This window comes from Bradyrhizobium sp. WSM471 (genome assembly GCF_000244915.1).
Taxonomy (GTDB): Bacteria; Pseudomonadota; Alphaproteobacteria; order Rhizobiales; family Xanthobacteraceae; genus Bradyrhizobium.
This window is the reverse complement of sequence record NZ_CM001442.1, coordinates 4,748,339-4,764,298: the sequence shown is the minus strand read 5'-3', so window position 1 is coordinate 4,764,298 and position 15,960 is coordinate 4,748,339. Positions and strand designations below refer to the sequence as shown.

The 15,960-nt window shown below is 63.7% G+C and carries 16 protein-coding genes; all 16 read left to right on the top strand.

Annotation, left to right across the window (positions count from 1 at the left end):
* The first annotated feature begins 192 nt into the window (after positions 1-192).
* The 16 genes from BRA471DRAFT_RS21235 to nuoN all read left to right on the top strand — a co-directional run bounded on the left by BRA471DRAFT_RS21235 (position 193) and on the right by nuoN (position 15,960).
* Positions 193-558 carry an NADH-quinone oxidoreductase subunit A gene (locus BRA471DRAFT_RS21235; RefSeq protein ID WP_007603535.1) on the top strand — a complete coding sequence of 122 codons (366 nt, stop codon included), beginning with the start codon at positions 193-195 and terminating at the stop codon, positions 556-558.
* Positions 549-1,136, top strand: coding sequence for an NADH-quinone oxidoreductase subunit B family protein (locus BRA471DRAFT_RS21230; protein WP_007610987.1), 588 nt, complete (start codon positions 549-551; stop codon positions 1,134-1,136). Before BRA471DRAFT_RS21235 ends, BRA471DRAFT_RS21230 begins: the two co-directional genes overlap by 10 nt.
* Before the next feature lie 11 nt (positions 1,137-1,147).
* Positions 1,148-1,762 (top strand): NADH-quinone oxidoreductase subunit C, encoded by a 615-nt coding sequence (locus tag BRA471DRAFT_RS21225; RefSeq protein ID WP_007610986.1) that lies wholly within the window; start codon positions 1,148-1,150, stop codon positions 1,760-1,762.
* A gap of 2 nt (positions 1,763-1,764) precedes the next feature.
* Positions 1,765-2,961, top strand: a complete 1,197-nt coding sequence (locus BRA471DRAFT_RS21220; RefSeq protein ID WP_007603549.1) for an NADH-quinone oxidoreductase subunit D — start codon at positions 1,765-1,767, stop codon at positions 2,959-2,961.
* Positions 2,961-3,923, top strand: coding sequence for an FkbM family methyltransferase (locus tag BRA471DRAFT_RS21215; RefSeq protein ID WP_007610984.1), 963 nt, complete (start codon positions 2,961-2,963; stop codon positions 3,921-3,923). The genes BRA471DRAFT_RS21220 and BRA471DRAFT_RS21215 overlap by 1 nt, the downstream gene beginning before the upstream one ends.
* A gap of 12 nt (positions 3,924-3,935) precedes the next feature.
* A complete protein-coding gene (gene nuoE, locus BRA471DRAFT_RS21210) occupies positions 3,936-4,547 on the top strand; it encodes an NADH-quinone oxidoreductase subunit NuoE (protein ID WP_007610983.1) in 612 nt (203 codons plus the stop codon).
* Positions 4,547-4,753, top strand: coding sequence for a hypothetical protein (locus tag BRA471DRAFT_RS21205; protein ID WP_007610982.1), 207 nt, complete (start codon positions 4,547-4,549; stop codon positions 4,751-4,753). The genes nuoE and BRA471DRAFT_RS21205 overlap by 1 nt, the downstream gene beginning before the upstream one ends.
* 15 nt (positions 4,754-4,768) lie before the next feature.
* Positions 4,769-6,094, top strand: coding sequence for an NADH-quinone oxidoreductase subunit NuoF (gene nuoF / locus BRA471DRAFT_RS21200; protein WP_007610981.1), 1,326 nt, complete (start codon positions 4,769-4,771; stop codon positions 6,092-6,094).
* Positions 6,095-6,099: 5 nt separating this feature from the next.
* Positions 6,100-8,175 (top strand): NADH-quinone oxidoreductase subunit NuoG, encoded by a 2,076-nt coding sequence (nuoG, locus tag BRA471DRAFT_RS21195; RefSeq protein ID WP_007610980.1) that lies wholly within the window; start codon positions 6,100-6,102, stop codon positions 8,173-8,175.
* A gap of 4 nt (positions 8,176-8,179) precedes the next feature.
* On the top strand, positions 8,180-9,247 hold the full coding sequence (gene nuoH, locus BRA471DRAFT_RS21190; RefSeq protein ID WP_007610979.1) for an NADH-quinone oxidoreductase subunit NuoH: 1,068 nt from the start codon (positions 8,180-8,182) through the stop codon (positions 9,245-9,247).
* 14 nt (positions 9,248-9,261) lie between these two features.
* Positions 9,262-9,750 (top strand): NADH-quinone oxidoreductase subunit NuoI, encoded by a 489-nt coding sequence (nuoI, locus tag BRA471DRAFT_RS21185; RefSeq protein WP_026232873.1) that lies wholly within the window; start codon positions 9,262-9,264, stop codon positions 9,748-9,750.
* A gap of 137 nt (positions 9,751-9,887) precedes the next feature.
* A complete protein-coding gene (locus BRA471DRAFT_RS21180) occupies positions 9,888-10,526 on the top strand; it encodes an NADH-quinone oxidoreductase subunit J (RefSeq protein ID WP_007610978.1) in 639 nt (212 codons plus the stop codon).
* Positions 10,523-10,831, top strand: a complete 309-nt coding sequence (nuoK, locus tag BRA471DRAFT_RS21175) for an NADH-quinone oxidoreductase subunit NuoK (RefSeq protein WP_007603558.1) — start codon at positions 10,523-10,525, stop codon at positions 10,829-10,831. The genes BRA471DRAFT_RS21180 and nuoK overlap by 4 nt, the downstream gene beginning before the upstream one ends.
* 61 nt (positions 10,832-10,892) lie before the next feature.
* Positions 10,893-12,992: an NADH-quinone oxidoreductase subunit L gene (gene nuoL, locus BRA471DRAFT_RS21170; protein WP_007610977.1), complete on the top strand. Its 2,100-nt coding sequence runs from the start codon at positions 10,893-10,895 to the stop codon at positions 12,990-12,992.
* Entirely contained in the window at positions 12,993-14,501 is a 1,509-nt protein-coding gene (locus BRA471DRAFT_RS21165; protein ID WP_007610976.1) for an NADH-quinone oxidoreductase subunit M, read from the top strand. It begins immediately after the preceding gene.
* Positions 14,502-14,523: 22 nt separating this feature from the next.
* Positions 14,524-15,960 carry an NADH-quinone oxidoreductase subunit NuoN gene (gene nuoN, locus BRA471DRAFT_RS21160; RefSeq protein WP_007610975.1) on the top strand — a complete coding sequence of 479 codons (1,437 nt, stop codon included), beginning with the start codon at positions 14,524-14,526 and terminating at the stop codon, positions 15,958-15,960.

The following is a 15,960-nucleotide window of genomic DNA, read 5'->3' as shown; positions in this document are numbered from 1 at the left end:
CCCTTGCTGGGGCGCTCGATCTGCTCCATACCAGCCGCGGGGTGATTCCGGGATTTCCACCGTTTTGAGGGCGACAAAGGGCCTAAAAAGAGCGTGTCTTGCGCCCATTGGTGCACTGCGCTAAGGCTCAGAACAATTCCAAACTGGACGAATCCGTGGCTGTCCCGAGGCTGCGGGAAAAAGGGCTCGTCAATGAGCGGCATTCTGCAGAACTATCTTCCACTCGTCGTCTTCATCGGGGTAGCGGGCCTCATTGGCCTGGTGCTGCTGATCGCGCCCTTCATCGTGGCGTTCCAGCAGCCGGACCCGGAAAAGCTGTCGGCGTATGAGTGCGGTTTCAACGCCTTCGACGACGCCCGCATGAAGTTCGACGTCCGCTTCTATCTCGTCGCCATCCTCTTCATCATCTTCGACCTCGAGGTGGCGTTCCTGTTTCCCTGGGCGGTGGCGTTCGGCAAGCTCGGCGCGACCGGCTTCTGGTCCATGGTGGTGTTCCTTGGCGTGCTGACGGTCGGGTTCGCCTATGAATGGAAGAAAGGCGCACTCGAATGGGATTGAACCCTGTGTCGTCCGCCGGTCCGGTTCTCGCGCCGGCCCCCAAGGGCATCCTGGACCCGTCGACCGGCAGGCCGGTCGGGGCCAATGATCCGTTCTTCCTCGAGGTCAATTCGGAACTGTCCGACAAGGGCTTCTTCGTGGCCGCGACCGACGACCTCATCACCTGGGCGCGTACCGGCTCGCTGATGTGGATGACCTTCGGTCTCGCCTGCTGCGCGGTCGAGATGATGCAGGTGTCGATGCCGCGCTACGACGTCGAGCGCTTCGGCTTCGCGCCGCGCGCCTCACCGCGTCAGTCGGACGTGATGATCGTCGCGGGGACCCTGACCAACAAGATGGCGCCTGCGCTGCGCAAGGTCTACGACCAGATGCCCGAGCCGCGCTACGTCATCTCGATGGGCTCCTGCGCCAATGGCGGCGGCTATTATCACTATTCCTACTCGGTCGTGCGCGGTTGCGACCGGATCGTGCCGATCGACATCTACGTGCCGGGCTGCCCGCCCACGGCGGAAGCGCTGCTCTACGGCGTGCTGCTGCTGCAGAAGAAGATCCGCCGCACCGGCACCATCGAACGCTAAGGTTTTACGTCATGGACGACGCCAAGCTCGACGCCCTGGGGCAGACGATCGTTAGCGCGCTTGCGGGCGCCGCCATCGGTCATTCGGTGGCCTTCAACCAGCTCACGGTCGATGTCGAAGCCAGCAAGATCGTCGAGGTGGTCAAGTACCTCCGCGACGACCCGAACTGCCGCTTCGTCAACTTCACAGACATCACGGCGGCGGACTATCCCTCGCGCGAGAAGCGCTTCGACGTGATCTATCACTTCCTGTCACCCACCCTGAACGCGCGGATCCGGCTCAAGGCCCAGGCCGACGAGACCACGCAGGTGCCGTCGCTGATCGAGGTGTTTCCAGGCGCCGACTGGTTCGAGCGCGAGGCCTACGACCTCTATGGCGTGATCTTCGTCGGTCATCCCGACATGCGCCGCCTCCTGACCGATTACGGCTTCGAGGGGCATCCGCTGCGCAAGGATTTCCCGACCACCGGCTTCCTCGAGGTCCGCTACGACGACCAGGAGAAGCGGGTGGTGTACGAGCCGGTCAGGCTCAACCAGGAATTCCGCAAGTTCGACTTTTTGTCCCCGTGGGAGGGCGCCGACTATCCGGTCCTTCCGGGCGATGAAAAAGCGGGACCGAAGGTCTGAACATGAACGAGCAACCCGAACAGCTTCGCAACTTTACGATCAATTTTGGGCCGCAGCATCCGGCGGCGCACGGCGTGCTGCGCCTGGTGCTGGAGCTTGACGGCGAAGTCGTCGCCCGCGTCGACCCGCATATCGGCCTGCTTCACCGCGGCACCGAAAAGCTGATCGAGCAGAAGACCTATCTGCAGGCGATCCCTTATTTCGACCGTCTCGACTACGTCGCGCCGATGAACCAGGAGCACGCCTTCTGCATGGCTGCAGAAAAGCTGCTCGGCATCGAGGTGCCGCGCCGCGCGCAGCTGATCCGCGTGCTCTATTGCGAGATCGGCCGCATCCTGTCGCATTTGCTCAACGTCACCACGCAGGCGATGGACGTCGGCGCGCTGACCCCGCCGCTGTGGGGTTTTGAAGAGCGCGAAAAGCTGATGGTGTTCTACGAGCGCGCCTCGGGCAGCCGCATGCACGCAGCCTACTTCCGCGTCGGCGGCGTGCATCAGGACCTGCCGCAGAAGCTGGTCGACGACATCGACGCCTGGTGCGATCCGTTCCTGAAAGTGGTCGAAGATCTCGACCGGCTGCTGACCGCCAACCGCATCTTCAAGCAGCGCAACGTCGACATCGGCGTGGTGTCGCTGAAGGAAGCCTGGGAGTGGGGCTTCTCCGGCGTGATGGTGCGCGGTTCGGGCGCGGCCTGGGACCTGCGCAAGTCGCAGCCCTATGAATGCTACGCCGAGATGGATTTCGACATCCCGATCGGCAAGAACGGCGATTGCTACGACCGCTATCTGATCCGCATGGAAGAGATGCGCCAGTCCGTGCGCATCATGAAGCAGTGCATCCAGAAGCTGAACGCAGCCGACGGGAAGGGCCCCGTCGTCGTCGAGGACAACAAGGTCGCGCCGCCGCGCCGCGGCGAGATGAAGCGCTCGATGGAAGCGCTGATCCACCACTTCAAGCTCTACACCGAAGGCGTCCACGTGCCGGCCGGCGAGGTCTATGCCGCGGTCGAGGCGCCCAAGGGCGAGTTCGGCGTCTTTCTGATCTCTGATGGCACCAACAAGCCGTACAAGTGCAAGATCCGCGCGCCGGGCTTTGCGCATCTGCAGGCCATGGACCACATCTGCCGCGGTCATCTGCTCGCCGACGTGTCGGCGATCCTCGGCTCGCTCGACATCGTGTTCGGTGAGGTCGATCGGTGATGGCGCAGGCGCCGATCCAGTTTGACCGTGCCTCGGGGGCCCTTGAAGGGGCCAACCTGTGGGAGCGGACGGCTGCCTTGGCGCTGGTGACGGGATCGAAGATCTCCTCGCACTTCTCGCATATGGGCTACATCGCCTGCGCCAATCTGCTGCGCAAGACGCTGCCCGAGCGCAACATCGCGATCAAGCTCAACCCCGACGCCGTGTTCGAATTTCCCTACGGCGATGGCTATTGGAGCAAGCTGCTCAACCGCTCCTACAATTACGAGGACGAGCTGGAGCTGTTGTTCGCCGACTCCATCGAGGTCGACTATACGCTGCTCGATTGCGGCGCGAATTACGGCTACTGGTCGGTGCTGGTGTCCAGCAAGCCGTTCGGTTCGCACAAGGCGATCGCGATCGAGCCGTCGGGTCAGAACTATCCGAAGCTCGCCAACAACGCCCGCATCAACGGCAGCCGCTTCGAGACCATGAAATGCGCGATCGGCGCGGCCCGTGGCACCGCGCGTCTGTCAGGCACCAAGCACGAGGCCTTCAGCATCGCCGGCGATGCCTCGGCGGGCGGCGAGGACGTGCCGGTCATTGCGCTCGATAATCTCATCGACGACGGCAAGATCGCCGCGAGCGGCAAGTACCTGATCAAGCTCGACGTCGAGGGCGTCGAGATCGAGGCGATCAAGGGCGGCGCCCGGCTGCTCCAGGCCGACAGCGTCATCATGTGCGAGGAGCACGGCAGCGACCGCTCGCATGCGGTCTCGCGCTACATCCTCGAACACACCCCGCTGAAGCTGATCGTCTACGATCCCAGCACAAGGCGTATGGAGACGGTGACCGAGCTGTCGATCCTCGACCGCATCAAGGTCTCGACTCACGTCGGCTACAATGTTTTCGGCACCGCAAGCGCATTCTGGCAGGACAGGATCAATGCCCTGAATGCGAAAACCGCGCGCCGCGTGCAGTGAGAGATTGAAGAGATGTCCGTTCGCCGATTAGCACCGAAGGAAGTCCAGCCCGCGAGCTTTGCGTTCACGGAGGAGAACCTCGCGTTCGCCAAGCAGCAGATCGCGAAATATCCGGCCGGGCGCCAGGCTTCGGCCGTGATCGCCATCCTCTGGCGCGTTCAGGAACAGCACGACGGCTGGGTGTCAGAGGCCGCAATCCGCGCTGTCGCCGACATGCTCGACATGCCCTATATTCGCGTGCTCGAGGTCGCGACCTTCTACACGATGTTCCAGCTTGCCCCGGTCGGCAAGAAGGCCCACGTCCAGGTCTGCGGCACCACGCCGTGCCGCCTGCGCGGCGCCGAGGATCTGATCCACGTCTGCGAGCATCGCATCCATCACGAGCCCTTCCATCTCTCCAAGGACGGTAATTTCAGCTGGGAAGAGGTGGAGTGCCTCGGTGCCTGCGTGAACGCGCCGATGGTGCTGATCGGCAAGGACACCTATGAGGATCTGACCAAGGAAAGCTTCGGCAAGGTGCTCGATGGCTTTGCGTCTGGCAATCCGCCCAAGCCCGGTCCGCAGAACGGCCGCCAGTTCTCGGCGCCGACCGGTGGGCCGACCACGCTGAAGGAGATCACCTGATGCGTGATCTCGCCTCGCCGCCAGTTGAAGGGAGCAGTGTTGTGAAGAAGTGGGGCTTCGTCGCAATGCATTCCGCCGTGGCGGCCACGTTCATTTTCCTGCTTCAGCGCTTCGCCCTGAACGCGACGCTGGAATCCAGTCTGCTCTGGGCGCTGACCTTCGCCGTCTGCGCCGCCGGGCTTGCCTACAAGCAAGCCAACCGTTGATCGGAAAGCACTGACATGCTCGAGGACAAGGACCGCATCTTCAAGAACCTCTACGGCCTCCACGATTGGGGGCTCGAGGGCGCGCGGCGCCGCGGCGCCTGGGATGGTACGAAGAACATCATCGACAAGGGCCGTGACTGGATCATCAACGAGATGAAGGCGTCGGGCCTGCGCGGCCGCGGTGGCGCCGGCTTCCCGACCGGCCTGAAATGGTCGTTCATGCCGAAGGAATCGACCGACGGCCGGCCGAGCTATCTCGTGGTCAACGCCGACGAGTCCGAGCCCGGGACCTGCAAGGATCGCGAGATCATGCGGCACGATCCGCATCTCCTGATCGAGGGCTGCCTGATCGCGAGCTGCGCGATGAACGCGCATGCCTGCTACATCTATGTCCGCGGCGAGTTCATCCGCGAGCGCGAGCATCTCCAGGCGGCGATCGACCAGGCCTATGAGGCCAAGCTGGTCGGCAAGGACAACGTCAACGGCTGGCCGTTCGACATCTACGTCGCCCACGGCGCCGGCGCCTATATCTGCGGCGAGGAAACCGCGCTGCTCGAGAGCCTCGAAGGCAAGAAGGGCCAGCCGCGTCTGAAGCCGCCGTTCCCCGCCAACGTCGGCCTGTACGGCTGCCCAACCACCGTCAACAATGTCGAGTCGATCGCGGTTGCACCGGACATTCTTCGCCGTGGCGCGGCATGGTTTGCCGGCATCGGCCGTCCCAACAATGTCGGCACCAAGCTGTTCTGCATCTCCGGCCATGTCGAGCGGCCCTGCAACGTCGAAGAGGCCATGGGCATTCCGTTCCGCGAGCTGATCGAGAAGCATTGCGGCGGCGTCCGCGGCGGCTGGGACAACCTCAAGGCCGTGATCCCCGGCGGCTCCTCGGTGCGCATGGTGCCGGCCGAGCAGATCATCGACACGCCGATGGATTTCGACAGCTTGAGCAAGCTGCGCTCCGGCCTCGGCACCGCGGCCGTGATCGTGATGGACAAGTCGACCGATTTGATCCGCGCCATCGCCCGCATCTCCTATTTCTACAAGCACGAGAGCTGCGGCCAGTGCACGCCGTGCCGCGAGGGTACCGGCTGGATGTGGCGCGTCCTGACCCGCATGGCCGACGGCCGCGCCCACAAGCGCGAGATCGACATGCTGCTGGAAGTCACCAAGCAGGTCGAAGGCCACACCATCTGCGCGCTGGGCGACGCCGCAGCGTGGCCGATCCAGGGCCTGATCGCGCATTTCCGTCATGAGATCGAAGCGCGCATCGACCAGTATTCGCATAAGGCCGACATCGACGATGCCGGCGTCCGCGATCCCGTGAACATGGTCGCGGCGGAGTAGAGACAATGACCAAGCTCATCATCGACGGCAAAGAGATCGATGTCCCCGCCGAATACACGCTGCTTCAGGCGTGCGAAGCGGCCGGCGCCGAGATTCCGCGCTTCTGCTATCACGAGCGGCTGTCGATCGCCGGCAACTGCCGGATGTGCCTCGTCGAGGTGAAGGGCGGCCCGAAGCCGGTCGCGAGCTGCGCCTGGGGCGTGCGCGATTGCCGTCCGGGTCCCAAGGGCGAGCCGCCGGAAATCTCCACCCGTTCGCCGATGGTGAAGAAGGCGCGCGAAGGCGTGATGGAATTCCTTCTCATCAACCATCCGCTGGATTGCCCGATCTGCGATCAGGGCGGCGAGTGCGACCTGCAGGACCAGGCGATGGGCTATGGTGTCGACACCAGCCGCTTCGCCGAGAACAAGCGCGCGGTCGAGGACAAATATCTCGGCGCGCTGGTCAAGACCTCGATGAACCGCTGCATCCAGTGCACCCGCTGCGTCCGCTTTTCGGCGGAAGTCGCCGGCGCCCCCGAAATGGGCGCGACCGGCCGCGGCGAGGACATGGAGATCACGACCTATCTCGAGCACGCGCTGACCTCGGAATTGCAGGGCAATCTCGTCGACATCTGCCCGGTCGGCGCGCTGACCTCGAAGCCCTATGCTTTCGCCGCACGCCCGTGGGAGCTCGGCAAAACCCAGTCGATCGACGTGATGGACGGATTGGGCTCTGCGATCCGCGTCGACACGCGCGGCCGTGAAGTGATGCGTATCCTGCCGCGCATCAACGAGACCGTGAACGAGGAGTGGATCTCGGACAAGACCCGTCACGTCGTCGACGGCCTGCGCACCCAGCGCCTCGACCGGCCCTATATCCGCGAAGCCGGCAAGCTGCGCGCGGCGAGCTGGCCCGAGGCCTTTGCTGCGATCGCCTCCAAGGCGGCGCGCACCGACGGCAAGCGGATCGGCGCGATCGCGGGTGACCTCGCCGGCGTCGAGGAGATGTTTGCGCTGAAGGATCTGCTGGCCAAATACGGCTCGGCCAATCTGGCAGTGCAGGGCGGCGACGCCTTCGATCCCGCACTTGGCCGCGGCTCCTACATCTTCAATCCGACGCTCGCCGGCGTCGAGCAGGCCGATGCGCTGCTCATCATCGGCGCCAATCCGCGGAAAGAGGCGGCGGTGTTCAACGCCCGCATTCGCAAACGCTGGCGCGCCGGCGGCTTCAAGGTCGGCGTGATCGGCGCCAAGGCCGATCTCACCTACGATTATGACCATCTGGGCGCAGGCACTGACACGCTAGGTGAACTCGCGGCCGGCAAGCACTCCTTCATGGACGTGCTGAAGAACGCCAAGAATCCGATCATCATGGTCGGCGCCGGCGCCGCCTCGCGCCACGACGGCGCCGCCATTCTCGCAGCCGCCGCCAAGCTCGCGCTCGATGTCGGCGCGCTCAAGGACGGCTGGAACGGCTTTGGCGTCCTGCACGAGAGCGCCTCGCGCGTCGGCGCGCTCGATATCGGCTTTGTTGCCGGTCAGGGCGGGCTGAATGCGGCGCAGATGACGACGTTCGGAACGCTCGATCTGCTGTTCCTGCTCGGCGCGGACGAGATCAAGCCGTCGGACGGCACCTTCGTCGTCTATATCGGCACCCATGGCGACCGCGGCGCCCATCGCGCCGACGTCATCCTGCCGGCAGCCGCCTATACCGAGAAGTCGGCGATCTACGTCAACACTGAGGGCCGCGTGCAGATGACCGGACGCGCCGCATTTCCGCCGGGCGAGGCCCGCGAGGACTGGGCGATTGTCCGCGCGCTCTCGGAGGCGCTCGGCAAGAAGCTCGGCTATGACTCGTTGTCGGCCCTGCGCCAGGCGATCTTCAAGGCGGTGCCGCACCTGATCCGTCTCGACCAGATCGAGGCCGGCTCGGCCGACCAGATCAAGAAGCTCGCGGGGAAGGGCGGCACGACGGAGAAGGCTCCGTTCAAGCCGCTCGTCGAGGACTTCTATTTGACCAACCCAATCGCGCGTGCGTCCGCCGTGATGGCGGAGTGTTCGCGGCTTGCCTCCGGGCAGATGCTGACCGCAGCGGAGTGACCTGATGGAATTCTTCGAAAGCGCCTTCTGGACCGGGTTCCTCTGGCCGCTGATCATCATGATCGCGGAGAGCGTCCTGGTGCTGGTCGTCCTGCTGGTGGCGATCGCCTACATCCTGCTTGCCGACCGCAAGATCTGGGCGGCGGTGCAGATCCGCCGCGGCCCGAACGTGGTCGGTCCGTGGGGCCTGCTGCAATCCTTCGCCGACCTCCTGAAGTTCGTGCTGAAGGAGCCGATCATCCCGTCCGGCGCCAACAAGGGCGTGTTCTTGCTGGCACCGCTGGTGTCATGCGTGCTCGCGCTCGCCGCCTGGGCGGTGATCCCGACCAATCTCGGCTGGGTGATCTCCGACATCAATGTCGGCATTCTCTTCATCTTTGCGATCTCGTCGCTGTCGATCTACGGCATCATCATGGCCGGCTGGTCGTCGAACTCGAAATATCCGTTCCTGGCGGCGCTGCGCTCGGCGGCGCAGATGGTGTCCTACGAGGTCTCGATCGGCTTCGTCATCATCACGGTGCTGCTCTGCGCCGGCACGTTGAACCTCTCGGCCGTGGTCGAGGCACAGCATGTCCGTGGCCTCGCCAGCCTGATCGGGTTGCCGCAGCTGACCATCCTGAACTGGTACGTCTGGCCGCTGTTCCCGATGTTCGTGATCTTCTACGTCTCGGCGCTGGCTGAAACCAACCGCCCGCCGTTCGACCTCGTCGAAGCGGAATCCGAGCTCGTCGCCGGCTTCATGGTCGAGTACGGCTCGACGCCGTATCTGCTGTTCATGCTCGGCGAGTATGTCGCGATTGCCACGATGTGCGCGATGGCGACGATCCTGTTCCTCGGAGGCTGGCTGCCGCCGGTGGACCTGCCGCCCTTCAACTGGGTGCCGGGGATCATTTGGTTCTCGCTGAAGCTGTTCTTCATGTTCTTCCTGTTCGCGATGGCCAAGGCGATCGTGCCGCGCTACCGCTACGATCAACTGATGCGCCTCGGCTGGAAAGTCTTCCTGCCGTTGTCGCTGGCGATGGTGATCGTAGTGGCCGGTGTGCTGCACTTTGCCGGCATCGCGCCGAAGTGAGGGCCGTCATGGGTATCAACATCAACGCCACTGCACGCTCGCTTCTGCTGTCGGAATTCGTCTCGGCGTTCTTCCTCGCCATGCGCTATTTCTTCCAGCCGAAGCCGACGCTGAACTATCCCTTCGAGAAGGGCCCGATCTCGCCGCGCTTCCGCGGCGAGCATGCGCTGCGCCGCTATCCGAACGGCGAAGAGCGCTGCATCGCCTGCAAGCTGTGCGAAGCGGTCTGCCCGGCGCAGGCCATCACGATCGAGGCCGGTCCGCGCCGCAACGACGGCACTCGCCGCACCGTGCGCTACGACATCGACATGGTGAAGTGCATCTATTGCGGCCTCTGCCAGGAAGCCTGTCCGGTCGACGCCATCGTCGAAGGTCCGAACTTCGAGTTCGCGACCGAGACCCGCGAGGAACTGTTCTATGACAAGGCCAAGCTGCTCGCCAATGGCGACCGCTGGGAACGCGAGATCGCGAAAGCGATCGAACTCGACGCGCCGTACCGGTGAGATGAGAGCATGATCCTTCCCGCTATCCCATCGTCATTCCGGGGCGCGCAAAGCGCGAACCCGGAATCTCGCGCCATAACCTCTGGATTCCGGGTTCGCGGGCTTTGCCCGCGCCCCGGAATGACGGGGACTGCCCAATGATCCTTCCCGCGCTGTTCTTCTATCTGTTCGCCGGCGTCTGTGTCGCCTCGGCGGTGATGGTGATTGTCTCGCGCAATCCCGTGCACTCCGTGCTGTACCTGATCCTGGCCTTCGTCAACGCCTCCGGCCTGTTCGTGCTGATGGGCGCCGAGTTCCTGGCGATGATCCTGATCGTCGTCTATGTCGGCGCCGTTGCGGTGCTGTTCCTGTTCGTGATCATGATGCTCGACGTCGATTTCCTCGAGCTGCGCGAGGGCTTCATCGAGTACCTCCCGGTCGGCCTCGTGATCGGTGGCATCTTCCTGTTCGAGCTGCTGCTCACGGTCGGCTTCTGGGTCATCAACCCCGGCGTCGCCAAGACGATCACGGCGGCGATCCCGACCAACGTCTCCAATACCGAGGCGCTGGGCCTGGTGCTCTATACCAAGTACATCCACTACTTCCAGCTCTCGGGCATGGTGCTGCTGGTCGCGATGATCGGCGCCATCGTGCTGACGCTGCGGCACAAGGCGAGCGTCAAGCGGCAGGACATCAACGTTCAGAACGCGCGCACGCCCGAAATAGCGATGGCGATCCGAAAGGTGGCGCCGGGGCAGGGGCTCCAGGATTCTGACGCGGCGGAGTGGGTGAAATGACCATCGGGCTCGGACACTATCTGGCGGTCGGCGCGATCCTGTTCACGCTCGGGATCCTCGGCATCTTCCTGAACCGCAAGAACATCATCGTCATCCTGATGTCGATCGAGCTGATCCTGCTCGCGGTCAACGTCAACCTCGTGGCGTTCTCGACCTTCCTCGGCGACATCGTCGGGCAGGTCTTTGCGCTCCTGGTGCTCACCGTCGCGGCCGCTGAAGCCGCGATCGGTCTCGCCATCCTGGTGGTCTATTTCCGCAACCGCGGCTCGATCGCGGTTGAGGACGTCAATCTGATGAAGGGCTGATCGCATGATCCGGAAAAGTGGATACCGGTTTTCCGACCAGATCATGCGGAAAGAGTAAATCATGGTCCAGGCAATCGTCTTTCTGCCTCTGCTGGGCGCCATTCTGGCTGGCTTGATCGCGCTGTTCGGCGCGCATGCCCGCAACCCCTCGGGCGACACGGTCGAGCATCACGATGATCACGGTCATGGCGCGCACGCCCATGCGTCCGACACGATCAATGAGGATGCGTCGGTCATTCACGAGACCCATCACGAGCCCGGCGACGGCCACGACGACCACCACGTCTCCGAGCCACCGGCGGCGGGCTCGCGCGGTGCCGAGCTGATCACAACGGCGTTGCTGTTCGTGTCGGCGGCGTTGTCCTGGATGACGCTGGTCGATGTCGGCTTCATGCACCACGACATGCGCATTCCGTTGCTGCCGTGGATTCTCTCCGGCGATCTCCAGGTCTACTGGACGCTGCGGGTCGACACGCTCACCGCAGTGATGCTGGTGGTCGTGACCACCGTGTCCTCGCTCGTGCACCTCTATTCCATCGGCTACATGGACGAGGACCCGAACCGGCCCCGCTTCTTCGGCTATCTCTCGCTGTTCACCTTCGCCATGCTGATGCTGGTGACCGCGGACAACCTCGTGCAGCTGTTCTTCGGCTGGGAAGGCGTGGGTCTGGCGAGCTACCTCCTGATCGGCTTCTGGTACCAGAAGCCCTCAGCCAACGCCGCCGCCATCAAGGCCTTCGTGGTCAACCGCGTCGGCGATTTCGGCTTCGCGCTCGGCATCTTCGCGATCTTCCTGCTGGCCGGCTCGACCGATTTCGAGACCATCTTCCACGCTGCGCCGGGTCTCACCGGCAAGACCATCGACTTCCTCGGCTGGCATGCCGACGCGCTGACCCTGACCTGTCTGTTGCTGTTCATGGGCGCGATGGGCAAATCGGCGCAGTTCCTGCTGCACACCTGGTTGCCGGACGCGATGGAAGGCCCGACCCCGGTCTCCGCGCTGATCCACGCCGCGACCATGGTCACCGCCGGCGTCTTCATGGTGGCGCGCCTGTCGCCGCTATTCGAGCTCGCGCCGAACGCGCAGGCCGTCGTGATGTTCTTCGGCGCCACCACGGCGTTCTTCGCGGCGACCATCGGCCTCGTCCAGAACGACATCAAGCGCATCGTCGCCTACTCGACCTGTTCGCAGCTCGGCTACATGTTCGTGGCGATGGGAGCAGGGGCCTATTCGGTCGGCATGTTCCATTTGTTCACGCACGCGTTCTTCAAGGCGTTGTTGTTCCTGGGCTCCGGCTCGGTGATCTACGCGATGCATCACGAGCAGGACATCCGCAACATGGGCGGCCTCTGGCGCAAGATCCCCTACACCTACGCGGTGATGGTGGTCGGCACGCTCGCCCTCACGGGATTCCCGCTGACCGCCGGCTATTTCTCCAAGGACGCGATCATCGAGTCCGCCTACGCCTCGCACAATCCGTTCGCGATGTACGGCTTCCTGATGACGGTCATCGCGGCCGGCCTGACCTCGTTCTACTCGTGGCGCCTGATCTTCAAGACCTTCCACGGCGAGCCGCATGACGATCACCACTACGAGGCTGCGCATGAAGCGCCGATCTGGATGCTGATCCCGATCGGTGTGCTCGCGGTCGGCTCCATCCTGGCCGGCTTCCCGTTCAAGGAGCTGTTCGCCGGTCACGGCATCGAGGAGTTCTTCCGCGAATCCGTGAAGATGAACCCGCACATCATCGAGGAGATGCACCACATCCCCGAGACCATCGCCTTCCTGCCGACGGTGATGATGGTGCTGGGCTTCCTGGTGTCGTACCTGTTCTACATCCGCCGGCCCTATCTGCCGGTCGAGCTCGCGAACACGCAGCCGATGCTGTACAAGTTCCTGCTCAACAAATGGTACTTCGACGAGCTCTACGACATCATCTTCGTCCGTCCGGCGAAGTGGATCGGCTACCAGCTCTGGAAGAAGGGCGACGGCTTCATCATCGACGGCCTCGGCCCCGACGGCGTCTCGGCCCGGGTGCTGGACGTCACCCGCAACGTCGTGAAGATCCAGACCGGCTATCTCTACCACTACGCGTTCGCCATGCTGATCGGTGCCGCCGGCCTGATCACCTGGTTCATGTTCGGCTTTGGAGGCCAGTAAATGACGACCTGGCCAATTCTATCCGTCACGACCTTCCTGCCGCTGGTGGGCGCGCTGATCGTCTATCTCAGCCGCGGCGATGACGAGGCGGCGCGGCGCAATTCGCGCTGGATCGCGCTATGGACCACGCTGATCACCTTCGCGGTGTCGGTGATCCTGGTCATGCGGTTCGATGCGTCGAGCGCCGACTTCCAGTTCGTCGAGAAGGCGAACTGGCTCGCCACCGGCATCACCTACCACATGGGCGTGGACGGCATTTCGCTGCCGCTGGTGATCCTGACCACCGCCATCATGCCGTTCTGCATCATCGCGAGCTGGAAGGCGATCACCAACCGCGTCCGCGAATACATGATGGCGTTCCTGATCCTGGAAACGCTGATGATCGGCACCTTCTCGGCGCTCGATCTCGTGCTGTTCTATCTGTTCTTCGAGGGCGGCCTGATCCCGATGTTCCTGATCATCGGCGTCTGGGGCGGTCCGCGCCGGGTCTATGCGTCCTTCAAGTTCTTCCTCTACACGCTGCTTGGCTCGGTCCTGATGCTGCTCGCCATCATGGCGCTGTACTGGAACGGCGGCACCACCGACATCCCAACCCTGATGCACACCGCCGTGCCGCGCTCGCTGCAGACCTGGGCGTGGCTTGCCTTCTTCGCCTCGTTCGCGGTGAAGATGCCGATGTGGCCGGTGCACACCTGGCTCCCCGACGCCCACGTCGAGGCGCCGACCGCAGGCTCGGTGGTCCTGGCTGCGATCATGCTGAAGATGGGCGGCTACGGCTTCCTGCGTTTCTCGCTGCCGATGTTCCCGCTGGCCTCGCATGACTTCGCGCCGCTGATGTTCACGCTCTCGGCCATCGCCATCATCTACACCTCGCTGGTGGCGCTGATGCAGGAGGACATGAAGAAGCTGATTGCGTACTCCTCGGTGGCGCATATGGGCTTCGTCACCATGGGCATCTTTGCCGGTACCATGCAGGGCGTCGCCGGCGGCGTATTCCAGATGATCTCGCACGGCATCGTCTCCGGCGCGCTGTTCCTCTGCGTCGGCATCGTCTACGACCGCATGCACACCCGCGACATCGCGGCCTATGGCGGCCTCGTCAACCGGATGCCGCTCTACGCGCTGACCTTCATGGTCTTCACCATGGCCAACGTCGGTCTGCCCGGCACCTCCGGCTTCGTCGGCGAGTTCATGACGCTGCTCGGCACCTTCAAGGTCTCGATCCCGACCGCGTTCTTCGCCACCTTCGGCGTGATCCTGTCGGCCTGCTATGCGCTGTGGCTCTACCGCAAGGTCGTGTTCGGGGCGCTGGTCAAGCCGTCGCTGGCGAGCATGAAGGATCTCACCTTCCGGGAGGGCCTGACGCTGTTCCCGCTGATCGCGCTGACGATCCTGTTCGGCATCTATCCGAAGCCGGTGCTCGACATGTCGGCGGCCTCGGTCCAGCAACTCGTCAACAATTACAACACCGCTGTGACGGCCGTGAAGGCCGCCGCACTGCTCCAGTGAGCGGGCAGGTCAGGATATCGCCATGAGCTTTGAGACTGCAGGTTATCAACTGGCGCCGGTGCTGCCCGAGCTCGTGCTCGCGGTCGGGGCGATGGCACTCCTGATGCTCGGCGCCTATCGCGGGCAGGAGACCACCAAGACGGTCACGACGCTTGCGGTGCTGCTCCTGATCGTGGTCGGTGTGCTCGAATACATGCTGCCCGCGGGCAAGCACGTGACCTTCGGTGGCAGCTTCATCGTCGATGATTTTGCCCGCTTCATGAAGATCCTGGCCCTGATCGGCTCGGCGGTGACGCTGGTGCTGTCGACCGAGTTCCTGTCGGATCCGTCGCGCCGCATCTTTGAATACGCGATCCTGGTGCTGCTCTCGACGCTCGGCATGATGGTGCTGATTTCGGCCGGCGATCTGATCTCGCTCTATCTCGGCCTCGAATTGATGTCGCTGGCGCTCTACGTCGTGGCGGCCTCCAACCGCGACAACGCCAAGTCGACCGAAGCCGGGCTGAAGTACTTCGTGCTCGGCGCGCTGTCCTCTGGCATGCTGCTCTACGGCTCCTCGCTGATCTATGGCTTCACCGGCACGGTGGCCTTCACCGGCATCGCGGCGGCCGCGACGATCTCGAATGTCGGCCTGGTGTTCGGCCTCGTGTTCCTGCTCGCCGGCCTCTGCTTCAAGGTCTCGGCCGTGCCGTTCCACATGTGGACGCCCGACGTCTACGAGGGCGCACCGACGCCCGTGACGGCCTTCTTCGCCTCGGCGCCGAAGGTGGCCGCGCTCGCGGTCTTCACTCGCGTCACGCTGACCGCATTCCCGGGCATCGTCTCGCAGTGGCAGCAGATCCTGGTGTTCGTGGCGATCGCCTCGATGGCGCTGGGCTCGTTCGCCGCGATCGGCCAGAGCAACATCAAGCGCCTGATGGCCTATTCCTCGATCGGCCATATGGGCTTTGCCCTGGTCGGTCTTGCCGCGGGCACGGTCGAGGGCGCGCAGGGCGTCCTGATGTACATCGTGATCTATGTCGCGATGACGCTGGGCTCCTTCGCCATCATCCTGGCGATGAAGCGCAATGGCCAGCCGGTCGAGCAGATCAGCGATTTCGCCGGTCTCTCGCGCACCAATCCGCTGCTCGCCTTCATGTTCGCGATGCTGCTGTTCTCGCTCGCCGGCATTCCGCCGCTCGCCGGCTTCTTCGCCAAATGGTACGTCTTCGTCGCCGCCATCAAGGCGAATTTGTTCACGCTCGCCGTGATCGGCGTGCTGACCAGCGTGGTCGGCGCCTACTACTATCTCAGCATCGTCAAGACGATGTATTTCGACGAGCCGGCCGGGCAGGTCGATCCGGTGCGCGTCGAAGTCAAGACGGTGCTGGCGGTCGCGGGGCTGTTCAATATCCTGTTCGCCCTGTTTGCGGGCCCGGTGGTGAGCGTCGCCTCCGCCGCCGCCAAGTCGCTGTTTTAG